The 18,326-nt window shown below is 63.4% G+C and carries 7 protein-coding genes and 2 pseudogenes; 2 read left to right on the top strand and 7 right to left on the bottom strand.

Annotation, left to right across the window (positions count from 1 at the left end; genetic code table 11):
• Nucleotides 1–9: 9 nt before the first annotated feature.
• Nucleotides 10–480: a 30S ribosomal protein S7 gene (gene rpsG, locus ACP2YO_RS19220; protein ID WP_426442237.1), complete on the bottom strand. Its 471-nt coding sequence runs from the start codon at nucleotides 478–480 to the stop codon at nucleotides 10–12.
• Nucleotides 481–493: 13 nt separating this feature from the next.
• Nucleotides 494–865, bottom strand: a complete 372-nt coding sequence (rpsL, locus tag ACP2YO_RS19215) for a 30S ribosomal protein S12 (RefSeq protein WP_044538537.1) — start codon at nucleotides 863–865, stop codon at nucleotides 494–496.
• A 675-nt stretch (nucleotides 866–1,540) separates the two neighbouring features.
• Between rpsL and ACP2YO_RS19210 the strand changes: the two genes are divergently transcribed.
• Nucleotides 1,541–2,830: an FAD-dependent oxidoreductase gene (locus tag ACP2YO_RS19210; RefSeq protein WP_426442236.1), complete on the top strand. Its 1,290-nt coding sequence runs from the start codon at nucleotides 1,541–1,543 to the stop codon at nucleotides 2,828–2,830.
• A gap of 105 nt (nucleotides 2,831–2,935) precedes the next feature.
• Here the strand turns inward: ACP2YO_RS19210 and ACP2YO_RS19205 are convergent.
• Nucleotides 2,936–3,412, bottom strand: a pseudogene (locus ACP2YO_RS19205) (GNAT family N-acetyltransferase); the annotation flags it as partial.
• Between the two features lie 528 nt (nucleotides 3,413–3,940).
• Here ACP2YO_RS19205 and ACP2YO_RS19200 point away from each other — a divergent pair.
• On the top strand, nucleotides 3,941–5,149 hold the full coding sequence (locus tag ACP2YO_RS19200; protein WP_426442235.1) for an FAD-dependent oxidoreductase: 1,209 nt from the start codon (nucleotides 3,941–3,943) through the stop codon (nucleotides 5,147–5,149).
• A gap of 38 nt (nucleotides 5,150–5,187) precedes the next feature.
• Here the strand turns inward: ACP2YO_RS19200 and ACP2YO_RS19195 are convergent, their stop codons facing one another.
• The 4 genes and pseudogenes from ACP2YO_RS19195 to rpoB form a co-directional block, all read right to left on the bottom strand.
• Nucleotides 5,188–7,224 (bottom strand): ABC transporter ATP-binding protein, encoded by a 2,037-nt coding sequence (locus ACP2YO_RS19195; RefSeq protein ID WP_426442234.1) that lies wholly within the window; start codon nucleotides 7,222–7,224, stop codon nucleotides 5,188–5,190.
• A gap of 215 nt (nucleotides 7,225–7,439) precedes the next feature.
• A complete protein-coding gene (locus ACP2YO_RS19190; RefSeq protein ID WP_426442233.1) occupies nucleotides 7,440–9,497 on the bottom strand; it encodes an FAD-dependent oxidoreductase in 2,058 nt (685 codons plus the stop codon).
• A gap of 181 nt (nucleotides 9,498–9,678) precedes the next feature.
• Complete coding sequence (gene rpoC, locus ACP2YO_RS19185) at nucleotides 9,679–13,881, bottom strand: DNA-directed RNA polymerase subunit beta' (RefSeq protein ID WP_426442232.1); 4,203 nt, start codon at nucleotides 13,879–13,881, stop codon at nucleotides 9,679–9,681.
• Between the two features lie 129 nt (nucleotides 13,882–14,010).
• Nucleotides 14,011–18,130, bottom strand: a pseudogene (gene rpoB / locus ACP2YO_RS19180) (DNA-directed RNA polymerase subunit beta).
• Nucleotides 18,131–18,326 lie beyond the last annotated feature (196 nt).

The raw sequence follows: 18,326 nt of genomic DNA, 5'->3' as shown, positions 1-18,326 counted from the left end.
GTTTCGCCGTTACCAGCGATAGTGCGAGAAGGCGCGGTTGGCTTCCGCCATCCGATGCACGTCTTCGCGCTTCTTGACGGCGTTCCCCCGGTTATTCGACGCATCGAGCAACTCCGCCGAGAGCCGCTCCGTCATGGTCTTCTCGTTGCGCTCGCGCGCCGCCGTGATGATCCAGCGAATGCCCAGCGCCTGACGGCGGACCGTGCGCACTTCAACCGGCACCTGGTAGGTGGCACCACCGACGCGGCGCGACCGCACTTCGATGGTCGGCATCACGTTTTCCAGCGCCTGCTCGAAAACCGGCAGCGGGCCCTGCTTGGTCTTGCCCTCGATCATGGCGAGCGCGCCATAGACGATGCTTTCGGCGGCAGACTTCTTGCCGTCGTACATGATCGAATTCATGAATTTGGTGATGACAATGTTCCCGAACTTCGGATCCGGGTTCACTTCACGCTTTTCGGCAGAATGGCGACGAGACATCTGATCTTCCCGCTTACTTCGGACGCTTGGCGCCGTACTTCGAACGACGCTGCTTACGGTTCTTGACGCCCTGGGTATCCAGCACGCCGCGGAGGATGTGGTAGCGCACGCCGGGCAAGTCCTTGACGCGACCGCCGCGGATCATGACCACCGAGTGCTCTTGCAGGTTATGGCCTTCACCCGGGATGTAGCCGATCACCTCGAAGCCGTTCGTCAGGCGCACCTTGGCGACCTTACGAAGCGCCGAGTTCGGCTTCTTCGGGGTCGTGGTGTAGACGCGCGTGCACACGCCGCGCTTCTGCGGCGACTGCTGCAGCGCCGGCACCTTCTTGCGCGACTTCTGCACTTCACGTGGACTTGCGATCAGCTGGTTGATCGTCGGCATGCAGCCTTCACCCTTTTAATTCGCGCGAAACCTTGAGTGGCTCGCAAATTCTTCTCGGGAACTACCGTCCCGTACGGCTCGCTCGACGCAGATCAAACACCCACGCAAAGCGAAATCGCGCCAACCACCCATCGCTGGGCGGAAAGCGCATCGACGCCACAGAGGACCGCGATCCCGGGCCGATCAGCTTTCGCTGTTCAGTCCGCCACCGAGGTCATGCATCCGAATTCACTCTCAAGAGGACGTGCTCTAGAGAACCAAAATCGTCCTGGCATTGCCTAGCTATCATCGACAGCGTTTGAGCGGCATTCGTCGAGGTTGGTGCCCGACCCGGCCCAAAAATGGCCTTCCGGGTGTTCCGTTCCGACGCTAGCGTTGCTCACCGCCTGTCGTTAAGTGGCCGGGTTGTATAAGCGGTAGATGGTGAAGTCAAGCGAAACGACAAGCAAAGAAACGCCTCTGCCACCAGCGGATTTTGCATTTCGCCAGCTGCGCTCGGCGGCAAATTACAACGGCCTCCCTCCTCCGGCCAAGCGGATTCGGGCGCATATTACACCCGGGTAAAATAAGACTAGAAACAACTCTCCACAGCTTGGCCTTCACGCCAGGCCCAAAACTAAGGCTTTATTTGCCATTCGCAGCGCAAAAAAGGGTTCTATGGCTCGGAAACCTTGCATGCGGTACACCGACATCGCGATCATCGGCGGAGGTCTTGCGGGCTCGACCGCCGCCGCGATGCTCGGACGCGCTGGGGTCGCGAGCGTCGTGATCGACCCGCACCAAGTCTATCCGTTCGACTTCCGGGTCGAGAAGCTCGGCGGTGACGTGCAGATCGAGCGATTCGCCAAGACAGGTCTGGCCGAATCCGTGCTGCGATCGGCCACCCTGGACGGCGAGAACTGGATCGCGCGATTCGGCCGGTTGCTCGACAAGACGCCAAGCCAGCAATTCGGCATCATGTATGACGGGTTGATCGCCGCGATCCGGGCCGAGATATCCGGATCGGCAGAATTCGTCCGGGACAAGGTCGCCGAGGTCACGACCAGCGCCGAACGGCAGACCCTGGTGCTCGCCAATGGCGATACGATCTCGGCGCGACTGGTGGTGCTCGCCAACGGATTGAACATCGGGCTGCGCCGGATGCTCGGCATCGAGCGCCAAGTCATCAGCTCCTGTCACTCGATCTCGATCGGCTTCGATTTCGTGCCGGTGGGGCGCCCTGCCTTCCCGTTCCCGGCCATGACCTATTTCTCCGAACGGCCGAGCGACCTGATCCCCTACATCACGCTGTTTCCGGTCGGAAGCCGGATGCGCGCCAACCTCTTCACCTACCGCCAGGCCGACAATCCCTGGCTGCGCGCGATGCGGCACAATCCGGTCGAGACGCTGAACGCCGCGCTGCCGCGGCTGCGCCGGATCACCGGCGAGTTCGAGATCGCCGGCGACATCAAGATCAGGCCCGCCGATCTCTATGTCAGCACCGGCTATCGGCAGCCGGGTATCGTTCTGGTCGGCGACGCCTTCGCGACAAGCTGCCCCGTCACCGGCACCGGAACCGACAAGGTGTTCACCGACGTGGCTCAACTCTGCAACGTCCACATCCCGGCCTGGCTTGCAACCGACGGCATGGGCGCCGACAAGATCGCAGCGTTCTATGACGATCCGCTCAAGAAGGCCTGCGATGCCTGGTCAAACGCCAAGGCGTTCAACTTCCGCTCGGTGTCGATCGACACCGGGCTTTACTGGCGGGCTCAGCGCTGGGCGCGCTTTCTGGCCTATTTCAGCGAAGGCCGCCTGCGCCGGCTGCGCGGCGGACGGCGCCGGGCCGCCGTGACGCATGCGATGGCGGAGACGCCGGAGCAACTGGTAGCCGAGCTGCCGGCCGGCTTCGATCCGGTAGCGCAGCGAATGACCAGCGCGAACGTCGATCATCATGTCCACCATGGGGCGGCGACCGGCCCATAGCTGCCCCATGAAACTGTCTTCGGCGGCGCAGGAGTTGATCGCCGAGATATCGCCGTTCGCGAGCAGCAGATCGGTGATCTTGTCGACCAGCAGCGCACCGGGCGAATACTTGCCGAACCTGGCATCGAACGCCGTCTTCCAGGTGTAGGCCGTCGTTCCGCAGTACATCAGGACCTGCGCCGCGATCGCCTCTCCGCCAACGCACAACAGTGCAACCGAAGCGCACTGACGGGCTGCAAGGTTTTGCACGAGCTTCCGCGCAAACACGGCATCATGATCGTGCGACAGCAAGGCGGTGCCTCGGGTGCCTTTCCAGCTCGCCTGCTCCATCGCCAGGAACGTCTCGAACGCCGCGCGCGCTGCAGCCGGAGATCTGTCGTTGATGATGTCGACGGCGCCGAGCGCCGACAGTCTGTTCCAGTCCTGGCGCAGCTTCTTGCGCGTCGAGCCGGACCGTTTGATGCCGAACTCCGTGGTCACGAACGGCCTCGCGCCCGTCGACAGCACCAGCGGGGCGATGCCGCGCGCGGACAGCGCGTTGAGCACTGCCGTGTGGCTCGGCGTGTCGGTATCGAACGACATCAGATTGATCATTTTCGGCAGCCGCCGGTTCATCTCGACCGCGGCCAGCAGCGCCGGAATCACCTCGTCGACATGGGCAGGATCGACGACCGGATTGGACAGGAAGGCATAGTTGTAGGGCAGCGCCTCCAGCACCTCTGGCCAGCACGGAACCAGCCTGCGCCGCTGCATCGCCCAGACGCCGACGAGCCGGCGCGGGCCGGCGCTTTCGTGCCACGCCAGCAGCATCGCGGTTCGGGCGAAATTGGTATCGTTGGCCGCCTGCAGCGCCGCAGGATGCATGAAAACGTTCGGTGACGCGCGCAGGACGAGATCGTCCCACTGCACGCCAAGGCCCAGGCTTGGTGAATCTATCGTTACCGAGATCATCGCAATTGGCCTGCACGACCGCTTCGATGCGACATCGTGCGCGCTTGAGCTTGTCATTCAATTAAACACAACCGCGTTGACCGAATCGTGATCGGCGCTTCAGCGTTTCTTTGCCATTCCGGGCCCATGATTGCCGCTTCACGTCGGGGCCCGGGACCCATGCGATATACCGATGTTGCGATCGTGGGCGGCGGTCTTGCCGGGGCGACTGCCGCTGCCATGCTCGGGCGCGCGGGCGTGGCGGCCTGCCTGATTGATCCGCATGTCAGCTATCCGCCCGAACTGCGTTGCGAGAAGCTGGGCGGCGATCAGCTCGAGCTGTTGCGCAGGACCGGCCTCGCCGAACAAACGCTGCGCTCCGCCACGCTCGACGGTGAGGTCTGGGAGGCGCGCTTCGGACTTGTGGTCGCGAAGAAACCGAGCGACCAGCACGGCATCATGTATGACACGCTGGTCAACGCGGTGCGGGCGCAGATCCCTTCCAGCGTCGAGATCATCCACGGGAAGACTTACGCCGTCGCCACCAGCGGCGAACGCCAGCAGGTCACGCTCGCGAACGACGACGTGCTCTCGGCGCGCCTCGTCGTGCTCGCTAACGGACTGAACGTCGGCCTTCGCCAGATGCTCGGCATGGAACGTCGCGTCGTCAGCGCGTGTCATTCGATCACGCTGGGCTTCGACGTCGCGCCGGTCGGCCGCAGCTACTTCGAATTTCCAGCGCTGACCTACTGGCCGGGACGGCCGGCTGCGCGGATGGCTTATCTCTCGATCTTCCCGATCGGCGACCGGATGCGCGCCAACCTGATGGTCTACCGCGACGTGACCGATCCGTGGCTGCGCGACTTCAGGCAGGCTCCGGAAGCGGTCCTGATCGCGATGATGCCGGGCCTGCGGCGCATGATGGGCGACTTCAGGGTCGCCGGCCCGGTCCGGATCAGGCCCGCGGATCTCTGTGCGACCGAAAATTACCTTCAGCCAGGCGTCGTCCTTGCCGGCGACGCCTTTTCGACATCCTGCCCCGCCGCGGGCACCGGCACGACAAAGGTGTTCACCGATGTCGAGCGCCTCTGCAACGTCCACATCCCCGCCTGGCTTGCGACCGACGGCATGGATGTCGACAAGATCGGGCAATTCTACGAGGACCCCGCCAAGGTCGCGTGCGAGGCGCGATCGCTCGCCAAGGCCTATCATCTCCGATCGCTTTCGATCGATCGCGGACTTGCATGGCGTGCCGGGCGCTGGGGCCGTTTCGCGGTTCGCTCCGCGCAGGGGATCCGTTATGCGATCCGCAAGCGGCTGCCCGCACGGGCCGCGCGGCCCGAACATCACGTAGTCAGCGGACAATCGCAGCGCGGCCGGCTCGCCTGAGCTGAGCAGGCGGTCAACAGCAACGCGAATACGAGGAATCATTCCTCGTCGTCGCCCTCATCCTCATCCTCATCCTCATCTTCGTCATCCTCATCATCTTCGGCCGCGCTGTGCAGCGCGTGCCCCTGGTCGTCCCAGAGCTTGCGATAGACGCCGTTCCTGGCAAGCAGCTCGGTATGCGAGCCGCGCTCGATGGCCCTGCCGCCGGAGATCACGATGATCTCGTCCATCTCGACCACCGACGTCAGGCGGTGCGTCGACCAGATCATGGTGCGGTCCCTGGAGACCTTGAGCAGCGTGCGGTTGATCGCCGCTTCGGTAGTCTGGTCGAGCGCCGACGTTGCCTCGTCAAGGAGCAGCACCGACGGATTGCGAATGATCGCGCGTGCAATTGCGATGCGCTGACGCTGGCCACCTGACAGCGTGTCGCCGCGCTCGCCGACCGGCGTGTCGTATTTCTGCGGCAGGCTCATGATGAAGCGGTGGATCTCGGCCTTTTTGGCGGCATCCACGACCTCGGCATCGGTCGCGCCTTCCTTGCCGAGCCGGATGTTTTCGCGGATCGACATGTTGAAAAGCATGTTCTCCTGGAAGACCACCGCCATGCTCGCCCGCAGCGATTCCCGCGTCACGCGGCGGATGTCGACGCCGTCGATGGTAACGCGGCCTTCGTCCGGCACGTAGAGGCGCAGGATCAGATTGAGCAGCGTGCTTTTGCCGGAGCCGCTCGGGCCGACAATGGCGATGCTCTTGCCGGCATTGAGCTTGAGGCTGAGATTGTCGAGCACCGGGGTCTGCGCCCCCTCGTACTGGAAGGTGACGTGGTCGAAGGTGATGTCGTTGGTAATGCGCGGCAGATCAGGCGCGCCGGGACGGTCGGCACCGCGGGTCGGCTCGTCGAGCAGTTCCTCGATGTGCCGCACCGCCGCCGCCGACTGGATCGACACCGGGATGAAATGCATGATGTGGGCGATGTTGTACGACACCTCCCAGAACGCGCTCTCGAAGGTGACGAAGGTGCCGACGGTGATCTGCCCCTTGGTCGCGAGATAGGCGCCGATCGCCAGCACCACGAGGTGAAGCAGCAGCACCGAGATGGTGACGGTGCGTTCCACCATGGTCGACAGGAACATGGCGGAGGCCGCCCTCGCCCGCACGTCGCGATTGCGCATGGTGAACCAGCCGAGCGCGCGGCGCTGCAGGTTGAACGCCTTGACCACCGCCTGCGCGGCTACGTTCTCCTGCACCATCCCCAGCAGCGCCGACTCCTGGAGCTTCTGCTCGTAGTTCGCCTGCACCGCTTTCGGGGTCAGGATGCGCGGGCCGATCAGCGTGATCGGAAACACCAGCAACGCGACCACGGCGAGCTGCCAGTTCAGGAACAGCATCAGGATGATGCCGGCGATCAACTCCAGGACCGGCAGCGCCGCGCTGTTGGCGAAGCTCTTGACCGAGCCCTCGAACGCAGCGAGATCGATCGAGAAGCGCGACAGGATCTCGCCGCGCTTGGTGCGCGCGAAATAGGACGACGGCAGGTTCTGGACGTGGTCGAACAGCCGTGTCCGGACGTCGGAGATGATGCCGGCGGCGAGCCGGGCGTCCCAGCGCTCGTACCAGACCGCGATGATCGAGGTGACGATGCCGGCGACCGCGAGCACGCCGAGGATCTTGTAGAGCGCCTGGAAGTCTTCCTCGCCGAGCGCGTCGTCGATCAGGAATTTGAGGCTGAGCGGCATGATGACGTTGAACAACGTCTCGACCACCACGCCGAAGCCGACGAAGACAAACAGTTTCCGGTAGCTGGCCAGAAACGGCTTGATGAAGCCGAAGATCGTGGAGAGCGCGCCGGCGGCTTCCTTGGCGGTGAAGACGACGAGGTCCTCGTCATCATCATCATCATCGTCGAGCTCAAGCTCGTCGTCGTCATCATCGTCGTCCGGCGGCGCCGCCGCTGACGCCTTCGCCGAAGTGGTTGACGCAGGCGCACCGGACGCCACGGCGAGCTTCTTCTTCAGCTCGGGATCATCGGCATCGGCCAGATTCGGATCGTCAGATGCGGGAGGCTTTGGCGCCATGAAACCAACCGATGCTCCACGGCCGGCATGACCGCAAATCGAAATCGCAAAGCGACAAGCGCTGCGGCGGCGATCCTATGCGATCAGGATCAATTCGGCAAAGCGTTTGGAACGGCGGATGCGCCGCACGAAGACGCTAGCTAGGAGCAGACCGAATCGTTGCCGCTGCTCGAGGATTTGTTGACGGAAGGCGTCCCGCCTCGCGCTCATGCCAGCTAGTCGTCGCCGGCTTCGACCTTGTCGAAGAAGGAATAGCGCAGGCTGTCGGAGTCGGCGTACCACTTTCCCGGCCCCTTGTCGGCCGCAAGGGTCAGAGCCCACAGCGCATCGGTGCAATCGCGGCGATGCATCGACAGATCGAATCCGTTGCCGAAGAACAATTCCGACCATTCCCACCAGGTGCCGAGCTTCTTCACCCCGCGCAGCAGGTCGTAGCGATCGATCAGCGCCGGCGCCATGTCCGAGGTCACCGAGCTGAACACGACGCCGGTCTTGACCACGCGGTTGAGCTCGCGCACCGCGCGCGCTACCTGCTTTTCGCCGAGATGGCACAGTGAGGTCTCGAACACGAAATCGAATTCGTTCGCCTTGAACGGCATGTCGACGATCGAGCCGAGCTTGTTGAACTTCCTGAGCGCCTTCGGCGTCTTGCCGTGGATGTAGCGGTTGTTCTCGATGCCCCAGGCATCGACGCCGCATTCGCGCAGCGCGCCGACGAATTCGCCACTCGCGGAGCCCGCGACCAGAAGCTTGTAGCCCTTCGCCTTGCCCCAGACCGTCTTGATCAGGTCCATCAGATAGGCGGGGTCGGCGAAGCTGCGCCAGGCTTCGCTGTACGGACCCTGCCCGCGGTAATTCTCGAAGTAAGCGCGGTCGATCTTGTCGGACAGCGTCGCCGTTTCCTGCGAGCGGGCGCGGCGCAGCCGCATCATCTCGGTAACGATGATGTCGGTCGCGGCATCGGACGAGTCGAGCAGCCCGTTCAGCGTCGAATCGAACAGATAGTCGCCGACCACCACGATGCCCGGATGCTGCTTGGGCTCGGGGTGATGATTGGCCATGACGTCGCGCGCCGGCAGGCCGCCCGGCAGCGCGTTGACCGACGACAACCACCGATGGATCTTGCCTTCCATGAAATGCTCGCGTGCCTTGCCGAGCGAGGCCGGCAGCGACTTCAGTGCGGCTTCGATCAGCTCCTGGTCGCTGAGATTGGCGAAGGCCAGCGCGTCGGAGCCGGCGATCAGCCAGTTCAGCACGCCGTGCTTGCCGACATCGTGGCGCGCGCCTTCGTTGTAGACGCAGCAGCCACCGAACGCTTCCGACATGAACCAGGCGCCCGGGATCTTCTCGCCCCAGAACGGTTCGTCGAACAGGATCGAGACGCGCAAATAGTGCGCCGGCTTGTCGAAATAGGCGACATGCTTGACCATCGACCGGCGCAGCGCCTCGCCGTCCCAGCGCATGGTGGCGAGCCAGGAATGCGGTAGGCAGACCAGCACGAGATCGAAGTCGCGCGTCTCCGGCCCCTTGCCGTTCATCATGTTGAGCTGATAGCGGCCGTCGGCGGCCTTGCCAACCTTGAGGACGCGGTGGTTGAGCTGGATGTCGGCGTCCACTTCCGAGCGCAGACACTCGATCAACTGCTCGTTGCCGTTCTGGATCGAGTACAGGCCGATATAGCCGTCGACGTCCATCACGTAGTTCTTCAGCGCGTTGAGGCCGTTGGTGTTGTGGCTTTCGGTCGCGATATCGGAGCGCGCCATCACCTTGAAGAAGCGCTTGGCGATCGGGTCATCGACCTCCTCGTCGAGCACCTCCTCGGCGGTCTTGTAAGCCCAGGGGTGCTCGTTGTCGTGGGCGCCGACGCCCTCATAATATTCGATCGGCGATACCAAATCGGCGCAGCGCTTGCGGAACGCCTCGATCGCAGCCGCGGTCTTCGATCCGTATTTGCGGCGCATGCCCTCGACATCGGCGAGCAGTTCGCCGTCAAGCTGCACCTGCTCGGCGTCCATCGGGATCGTCTGCAGACCGAAATGCTGAATCAACTCGCGCAGCGGGTCCGGCCCGGTCATCGAGTAATCATAGATCTCGGCGACGCCGGCCTCGTACGTCGCCGGCGCGGTCTCGAACTTGCGCGTGAGAACCTTGCCGCCGAGCCGGCTCGACGCCTCGAAAATGGTGATGCGGCAGAGGTCGCCGAGTTTGCGCTTCAAATACCAAGCGCTCATCAGCCCCCCCGGGCCGCCACCTACAATAGCCAAATCAAGCATCTGGATTCCGTCGTCTCCGGAACTGCCAAGCAGCCGGTCTAAGTCACCTTAGCAAAAGCGCTTTTCACCCTGAAGGAAAGATGAACAAAGCGCGTCGCTGCGCCGCAGCAAGCAAAGAAAGCAGCAAAAAAGGCCGGCGCAAAGCCGGCCTTTTCGTCAATTACCGTAGTCTCACGGACGCCTATTCCGCCGGCGGCAGCGCCAGCGGCTCCGCTTCCGGTGCCGTCGGCACGATCGTCGTCTGCTGCTTCTCGCGCTCGTCGAGGATCAGCTTGTCGCGCTTGACCGCGACTTCGCGGATCCGCGCCATCGAGGCGCCGGTGCCGGCCGGGATCAGGCGGCCGACAATGACGTTCTCCTTGAGGCCTTCGAGCGGGTCCACCTTGCCGTTGACGGCCGCTTCGGTGAGCACGCGCGTGGTCTCCTGGAACGACGCCGCCGAGAAGAAGGAGCGGGTCTGCAAGCTCGCCTTGGTGATGCCGAGCAGAACCGGCGTCCCCGTGGCGGGCTTCTTGCCCTCCTCCTTGGCCTTGACGTTGAGCGCGTCGAACTCGATCTTGTCGACCTGCTCGCCCGAGATCAGGTCGGTGTCGCCCTGGTCGGTGACCTCGACCTTCTGCAGCATCTGACGGACAATCACCTCGATGTGCTTGTCGTTGATGAGCACGCCCTGCAGCCGGTAGACCTCCTGGATTTCGTTGACCAGATAGGCAGCGAGTTCCTCGATGCCCTTGATCGCCAGGATGTCGTGCGGTGCCGGGTTGCCTTCGACGATGAAGTCGCCCTTTTCGACGATGTCGCCGTCCTGAAGGTGGATGTGCTTGCCCTTCGGGATCAGGTACTCGCGCGGCTCCTCGGTCTTGTCCATCGGCTCGATCGAGATACGGCGCTTGTTCTTGTAGTCGCGGCCGAAGCGGATCGTGCCAGCGATTTCCGCGATGATCGCCGCGTCCTTCGGCTTGCGGGCCTCGAACAGTTCGGCCACCCGCGGCAGACCGCCGGTGATGTCGCGGGTCTTGGCGCTTTCCGTGGAGATACGCGCCAGGATGTCGCCGGCCTTCACCTTCGCACCGACGTCAACCGACAAAATACCGTCGACCGACAGCATGTAGCGGGCATCGCCGCCACGCGCGAGCTTCAGGATCTTGCCGTCCTTGCCCTTGACCACGATGGCCGGGCGCAGGTCCGCACCGCCGCGCGTCGTGCGCCAGTCGATGACCACGCGCTTGGCGATACCGGTGGACTCGTCGAGCGTTTCCGAGATCGACTGGCCCTCGACCAGATCCTCGAACCCGATCGCGCCCTCGACTTCGGTCAGCACCGGGCGGCTGTAGGGATCCCACTCCGCGATGCGCTGGCCACGCTTGACGGTGTCGCCCTCGTCGACGTGCATGCGCGAACCGTACTGGATACGGTGCGTCGCGCGCTCGGTGCCGTCGGCGTCGACGATCGCAACCACCATGTTGCGCACCATCGCGACCAGCTGGCCTTCGCTGTTGCGGGCGATGGCCTTGTTCCTGATCACGATCTTGCCGTCGAAGTTCGATTCGACGAACGACTGCTCGTTGAGCTGCGCCGCGCCGCCGATGTGGAACGTGCGCATCGTCAGCTGCGTGCCGGGCTCACCGATCGACTGCGCCGCGATGACGCCAACGGCCTCACCGTGGTTGACCGGCGTGCCGCGCGCGAGATCGCGGCCGTAGCACTTGCCGCAGATGCCGTTGACGAGCTCGCAGGTCAGTGCCGAACGGATCTTGACCTCCTGGATGCCGGCCTGCTGGATCGCATCGACGTGGGTCTCCTCCATCAGCGTGTCGCGCTTGACGACCACGTTGTTGGTGGCGGGATCGCGCAGGTCTTCGCAGGCCGTGCGGCCCAGGATGCGCGAGCCGAGCGAGGCGACGACGGTGCCGGCATCGATGATGGCGCGCATCTTGATGCCGAGCTTGGTGCCGCAGTCGTCCTGCGTGATGATGCAGTCCTGCGCCACGTCGACCAGACGCCGCGTCAGGTAACCCGAGTTCGCGGTCTTCAGCGCGGTGTCCGCGAGGCCCTTGCGGGCGCCGTGGGTCGAGTTGAAGTACTCGAGCACCGACAGACCTTCCTTGAAGTTGGAAATGATCGGCGTCTCGATGATCTCGCCCGACGGCTTGGCCATCAGGCCGCGCATGCCGGCGAGCTGGCGCATCTGCGCCGGCGAACCACGCGCACCGGAATGCGCCATCATGTAGATCGAGTTGACTTCGGCTTCTGCTCCGCTCGCCGTCCTCTTGGTCGCGGAGATTTCCTTCATCATCGCCTTGGCGATTTCTTCCGTCGCCTTCGACCAGGCGTCGACGACCTTGTTGTACTTCTCGCCATGGGTGATCAGGCCGTCATTGTACTGCTGCTCGAAATCCTTCGCCAGCGTACGGGTGGTGTCGACGATCTTCCACTTGCTGTGCGGCACCACCATGTCGTCCTTGCCGAACGAGATGCCGGCCTTGAACGCATTGTAGAAGCCGAGCGCCATGATGCGGTCGCAGAAGATCACCGTCTCCTTCTGGCCGCAGTGACGATAGACCTGGTCAATGACGCCGGAGATCTCGCGCTTGGTCATCAGCTTGTTGATGATGTCGTACGAGATCTTCGGGCTCTTCGGCAGCAGATTGCCGAGCATGACGCGGCCCGCGGTGGTTTCGATCCAGCGCTTGCCGATCTTGCCGGTCTCATCCATGCCTTCCCACCGGTACTTGATCTTGGTGTGGAGGTGGATGACCTTCGAGTGCAGCGCGTGCTCGAGCTCGGCCATGTCGCCGAAGATCTTGCCCTCGCCGGGCAGGCCTTCGCGCATGATCGAGACGTAGTAGAGGCCGAGCACGATGTCCTGCGACGGCACGATGATCGGCTGGCCGTTCGCGGGGTGCAGGATGTTGTTGGTCGACATCATCAGGACGCGCGCTTCCAGCTGCGCCTCGAGCGACAGCGGAACGTGCACGGCCATCTGGTCGCCGTCGAAGTCGGCGTTGAAGGCGGCGCAGACCAGCGGATGCAGCTGGATCGCCTTGCCCTCGATCAGCACCGGCTCGAACGCCTGGATGCCGAGGCGATGCAGCGTCGGCGCGCGGTTCAGCAGCACCGGATGCTCGCGGATCACCTCATCGAGGATATCCCAGACCTCCGGCCGCTCCTTCTCGACCAGTTTCTTGGCCTGCTTCACCGTGGTGGACAGGCCCTTGGCGTCGAGCCGCGAATAGATGAACGGCTTGAACAGCTCGAGCGCCATCTTCTTCGGCAGACCGCACTGATGCAGGCGCAGCTCGGGACCGACCACGATCACCGAACGGCCCGAATAGTCGACGCGCTTGCCGAGCAGGTTCTGGCGGAACCGGCCCTGCTTGCCCTTCAGCATGTCGGCGAGCGACTTCAACGGACGCTTGTTGGCGCCGGTGATGACGCGGCCGCGGCGGCCGTTGTCGAATAGCGCGTCGACCGCCTCCTGCAGCATGCGCTTTTCGTTGCGGATGATGATGTCGGGCGCGCGCAGTTCCATCAGCCGCTTCAGGCGGTTGTTGCGGTTGATGACGCGGCGGTAGAGGTCGTTGAGGTCGGAGGTCGCGAAGCGGCCGCCGTCGAGCGGCACCAGCGGGCGCAGATCCGGCGGAATCACCGGCACGACGGTCATGATCATCCACTCCGGCTTGTTGCCAGAGAAGCGGAAGGCCTCGACGATCTTCAGGCGCTTGGCGAGCTTCTTGTGCTTGATGTCCGAGTCGGTCTCGGCCATGTCGGCGCGCAGCTGCGCCTCGAGCTTCTCGAGCTCGAGACCCTTGAGCAGCTCACGGATTGCTTCCGCGCCGATCATGGCGGTGAAGGAATCCTGGCCATACTCGTCCTGCGCCTTCAGATACTCGTCTTCCGACAAGAGCTGGCGGTCCTTCAGCGCGGTCAGGCCGGGCTCGAGCACGACGTAATATTCAAAGTAGAGGATCCGCTCGAGATCCTTCAGCGTCATGTCGAGCAGGAGGCCGATGCGCGACGGCAGCGACTTCAGGAACCAGATGTGGGCAACGGGTGCCGCCAGTTCGATATGGCCCATGCGCTCGCGCCGGACGCGCGACAGCGTCACCTCGACCGAGCACTTTTCGCAGATGATGCCCTTGTACTTCATCCGCTTGTACTTGCCGCACAAGCACTCGTAGTCCTTGATCGGCCCGAAGATGCGGGCGCAGAACAGGCCGTCACGCTCGGGCTTGAAGGTACGGTAGTTGATGGTCTCCGGCTTCTTGATCTCGCCGTAGGACCAGGACAGAATCTTCTCCGGAGACGCGATCGAAATCCGGATCTGGTCGAAGACCTGAGCCGGCGTCGTCGGATTGAAAAGATTCATAATCTCTTGATTCATGGTCTTCTCCTCGCGTGCCGATCGTCACCGGCAGCAAATTCGAACTTCATTCAGGCCGCCCGCGCTCAACGTCCGAGCAAAGGGCGAATGCCCGGCGCAGTCAGGCGCCGGACACGAAATTCTTGAGCGTTACTCGGCCGCTTCCGACGTCGACCCCGGTCCCACCTTGGAATTGTGCAGGTCCACGTTGAGGCCGAGCGAGCGCATTTCCTTGACCAGCACGTTGAACGATTCCGGAATACCGGCCTCGAACGTGTCATCGCCGCGCACGATCGCCTCGTACACCTTGGTACGGCCGGCGACGTCGTCCGACTTCACGGTCAGCATTTCCTGCAGCGTGTAGGCGGCACCGTAGGCTTCGAGTGCCCAGACCTCCATTTCGCCGAAACGCTGGCCGCCGAACTGCGCCTTGCCGCCCAGCGGCTGCTGGGTAACGAGCGAGTACGGGCCGATCGAACGCGCGTGGATCTTGTCGTCCACGAGATGGTGCAGCTTGAGCATGTAGATGTAGCCCATCGTCACCTTGCGATCGAACTGATCGCCGGTACGGCCGTCATAGACGGTCGACTGGCCGGAGGCGTCGAAGCCCGCGAGCTTCAGCATCTCCTCGATGTCGGCCTCCTTGGCGCCGTCGAACACCGGGGTGGCGATCGGCACGCCATGGCTCAGATTGCGTCCGAGTTCCAGCAGCTCGTTGTCGTTCAGCGACTTGATGGTTTCATCCTCGCCATAGATCTTCTTCAGGGTCTCGCGCAGCGGCTTGAGATCCTGCCTCTGATAGTAGGCGTCGATGGTCTGGCCGATGCGCTTGCCGAGGCCTGCGCAGGCCCAGCCCAGATGCGTCTCCAGAATCTGGCCGACGTTCATGCGCGAGGGCACGCCGAGCGGATTGAGCACGATGTCGGCATGCGTACCGTCTTCGAGGAACGGCATGTCCTCGATCGGAACGATCTTCGACACCACGCCCTTGTTGCCGTGACGGCCGGCCATCTTGTCGCCGGGCTGGATCTTGCGCTTCACCGCGACGAAGACCTTGACCATCTTCATCACGCCGGGCGGCAATTCGTCGCCGCGTTGCAGCTTCTCGACCTTGTCGAGGAAGCGCTGCTCGAGGCCCTTCTTCGACTCGTCGTACTGCTTCCGCATGGCCTCGATCTCGGCCATCAGCTTGTCGTTCGACGTAGCGAACAACCACCACTGCGACTTCGGATACTCGTCGAGCACCGGACGGGTGATCCTGGTATCCTTCTTGAAGCCCTTCGGACCGGAAATGCCCTGGCGGTTCTCCAGCAGCTCGGCCAGACGGTTGTAGACGTTGCGGTCCAGAATCGCCTGCTCGTCGTCGCGGTCCTTGGCCAGACGCTCGATCTCTTCCCGCTCGATCGCCAGCGCACGCTCATCCTTGTCGACGCCGTGGCGGTTGAACACGCGGACTTCGACGATGGTCCCCTGCACGCCCGGAGGGACGCGCAGCGAGGTGTCGCGGACGTCGGAGGCCTTCTCGCCGAAGATGGCGCGGAGCAGCTTCTCTTCCGGCGTCATCGGGCTCTCGCCCTTCGGCGTGATCTTGCCGACCAGGATGTCGCCGGCGCGGACTTCCGCACCGATGTAGACGATACCGGCTTCGTCGAGGTTCTTCAGCGCTTCTTCCGAGACGTTCGGAATGTCGCGGGTGATTTCCTCAGGCCCGAGCTTGGTGTCGCGGGCCATCACTTCGAACTCCTCGATGTGGATCGAGGTGAAGACGTCGTCCTTCACGATCCGCTCGGAGAGCAGGATCGAAGTCTTCGAAGTTGTAGCCGTTCCACGGCATGAACGCGACCAGCACGTTGCGGCCGAGCGCGAGCTCGCCGAGATCGGTCGACGGACCGTCAGCGATGATGTCGCCCTTCTTGACGATGTCGCCGACCTTCACCAGCGGACGCTGGTTGATGCAGGTCGACTGGTTGGAGCGCTGGTACTTCATCAGCCGGTAGATATCGACGCCCGACTTGGTCGGATCGAGATCTTCGGTGGCGCGGATCACGACGCGGGTGGCATCGATCTGGTCGATCACACCGGAGCGGCGCGCGGCGATCGCAGCACCCGAGTCACGGGCCACCACGCCTTCCATGCCGGTACCGACGAACGGCGCCTCGGCGCGAACCAGCGGCACCGCCTGGCGCTGCATGTTCGAGCCCATCAGCGCGCGGTTGGCGTCGTCGTTCTCGAGGAACGGGATCAGCGCCGCGGCCACCGAAACGAGCTGCTTCGGCGACACGTCCATGTAGTCGACCTTGTCCGGCGTCACCGGCAGCACTTCGCCGGCGTGACGGCAGACCACGAGGTCGTCCGTGAAGCGGCCCTTGGCATCGAGCGGCACGTTGGCCTGCGCGACGCGGTAACGGCCCTCTTCCATCGCCGAGAGATAGACCACCTCGTCGCTGACGCGGCCGTCCTTGATCTTGCGATAGGGCGTCTCGACGAAGCCGTATTTGTTGACGCGCGCGAACGTCGCCAGCGAGTTGATCAGGCCGATGTTCGGGCCTTCCGGCGTCTCGATCGGGCAGATGCGGCCGTAATGCGTCGGATGCACGTCGCGCACCTCGAAGCCGGCGCGCTCGCGGGTCAGACCACCCGGGCCAAGCGCCGAAAGACGGCGCTTGTGGGTGATCTCCGACAGCGGGTTGGTCTGGTCCATGAACTGCGAGAGCTGCGAGGAGCCGAAGAACTCGCGCACGGCGGCAGCCGCCGGCTTGGCGTTGATCAGGTCCTGTGGCATCACGGTGTCGATATCGACGCTCGACATGCGCTCTTTGATCGCGCGCTCCATGCGGAGCAGGCCGATCCGGTACTGGTTCTCCATCAGCTCGCCGACCGAGCGCACCCGGCGGTTGCCGAGGTGATCGATGTCGTCGATCTCGCCCTTGCCGTCGCGCAGGTCGACCAGCGTCTTGATGACCGCCAGGATGTCTTCCTTGCGCAGCGTGCGATGGGTGTCGGGCGCATCGAGCTCGAGGCGCATGTTCATCTTGACGCGGCCGACCGCGGACAGGTCGTAGCGCTCGGAATCGAAGAACAGCGACTGGAACATGGCCTGCGCCGAATCCAGCGTCGGCGGCTCGCCCGGCCGCATCACGCGGTAGATGTCGAACAGCGCGTCCTCACGCGTCATGTTCTTGTCGGCATGCAGCGTGTTGCGGATGTAGGCGCCGACATTGACGTGGTCGATGTCGAGCAGCGGCAGGTCCTTGTAGCCCTGCTCGTTCAGCACCTTAAGCGACTTCTCGGTGATCTCCTCGCCGGCTTCGGCGTAGATCTCGCCGGTCTTCGGATTGACGAGGTCTTCGGCGAGATAATTGCCGACCAGCTCTTCGTCCGACAGACGCAGCGCCTTGAGGCCCTTCTCCTGCATCTGGCGGGCACTGCGCACGGTCAGCTTCTTGCCGGCCTCGAGCACCACCTTGCCGGTGTCGGCGTCGATCAGATCGTTGATCGTGCTGTAGCCGCGGAAGCGGTTGGCGTCGAACGGCACGCGCCAGCCTTCCTTGGTCCGCTTGTAGGTGATCTTCTTGTAGAAGGTCGACAGGATCTGCTCGCCGTCGAGACCGAGCGCGTACATCAGCGAGGTCACGGGGATCTTGCGGCGGCGATCGATGCGCGCGAACACGATGTCCTTGGCGTCGAACTCGATGTCGAGCCAGGAACCGCGATACGGAATCACGCGCGCAGCAAACAGCAGCTTGCCGGACGAATGGGTCTTGCCCTTGTCGTGATCGAAGAACACGCCGGGCGAACGGTGCATCTGCGAGACGATGACGCGCTCGGTGCCGTTGACCACGAAGGTGCCGTTCATCGTCATGAGCGGGATGTCGCCCATGTAGACGTCCTGCTCCTTGATGTCCTTCACCGACTTGGCGCCGGTTTCCTCATCGATATCGAACACGATCAGGCGCAGCGTCACCTTGAGCGGCGCAGCGAAGGTCATGCCGCGCTGGCGGCACTCGTCGACGTCATATTTCGGCGGTTCGAATTCGTAACGGACGAATTCGAGCATCGAGGTGCCGGAGAAATCCGAGATCGGAAACACCGAGCGGAACACGGCCTGCAGGCCTTCGTCGAGGCGGCCGCCAACCGGCTCGTCGACCATCAGGAACTGGTCGTAGGACGCCTTCTGAACCTCGATGAGGTTCGGCATCTCGGCGACTTCCTTGATGTGACCGAAAAACTTGCGTACGCGTTTGCGACCGGTGAATGTCTGCTGCGCCATCGTGGCCTCTCATTTTCGTCGCCTTTGTGGGGCGAACCTTCCGGGACGCGACTGCCGTCGTCCCCGGGTTGAATTTTTCGAACCGTCTCGAAGGGAACCAAGCCTAGGTTCAGGAATTAAATCCCCAACCTGCCTCGCAGCCTTCAAAACGCAAAACGACGCGCGGGGCGCATGCCTGCACCCGCCCGTCCAAACC

This window comes from Bradyrhizobium genosp. P, from assembly GCF_049949265.1.
GTDB lineage: Bacteria > Pseudomonadota > Alphaproteobacteria > Rhizobiales > Xanthobacteraceae > Bradyrhizobium.
This window is presented reverse-complemented; position numbering and strand designations above follow the sequence as displayed.

What these genes read in the sequence shown, in the direction of transcription:
- ACP2YO_RS19210 (WP_426442236.1), top strand. Translation starts at nt 1,541, where the DNA reads ATGCGGTACACCGACATCGCGATCATCGGCGGAGGTCTTGCGGGCTCG.
- ACP2YO_RS19200 (WP_426442235.1), top strand. Translation starts at nt 3,941, where the DNA reads ATGCGATATACCGATGTTGCGATCGTGGGCGGCGGTCTTGCCGGGGCG.
- rpoC (WP_426442232.1), bottom strand. Translation starts at nt 13,881, where the DNA reads ATGAATCAAGAGATTATGAATCTTTTCAATCCGACGACGCCGGCTCAG.
- rpsG (WP_426442237.1), bottom strand. Translation starts at nt 480, where the DNA reads ATGTCTCGTCGCCATTCTGCCGAAAAGCGTGAAGTGAACCCGGATCCG.
- rpsL (WP_044538537.1), bottom strand. Translation starts at nt 865, where the DNA reads ATGCCGACGATCAACCAGCTGATCGCAAGTCCACGTGAAGTGCAGAAG.
- ACP2YO_RS19190 (WP_426442233.1), bottom strand. Translation starts at nt 9,497, where the DNA reads ATGCTTGATTTGGCTATTGTAGGTGGCGGCCCGGGGGGGCTGATGAGC.
- ACP2YO_RS19195 (WP_426442234.1), bottom strand. Translation starts at nt 7,224, where the DNA reads ATGGCGCCAAAGCCTCCCGCATCTGACGATCCGAATCTGGCCGATGCC.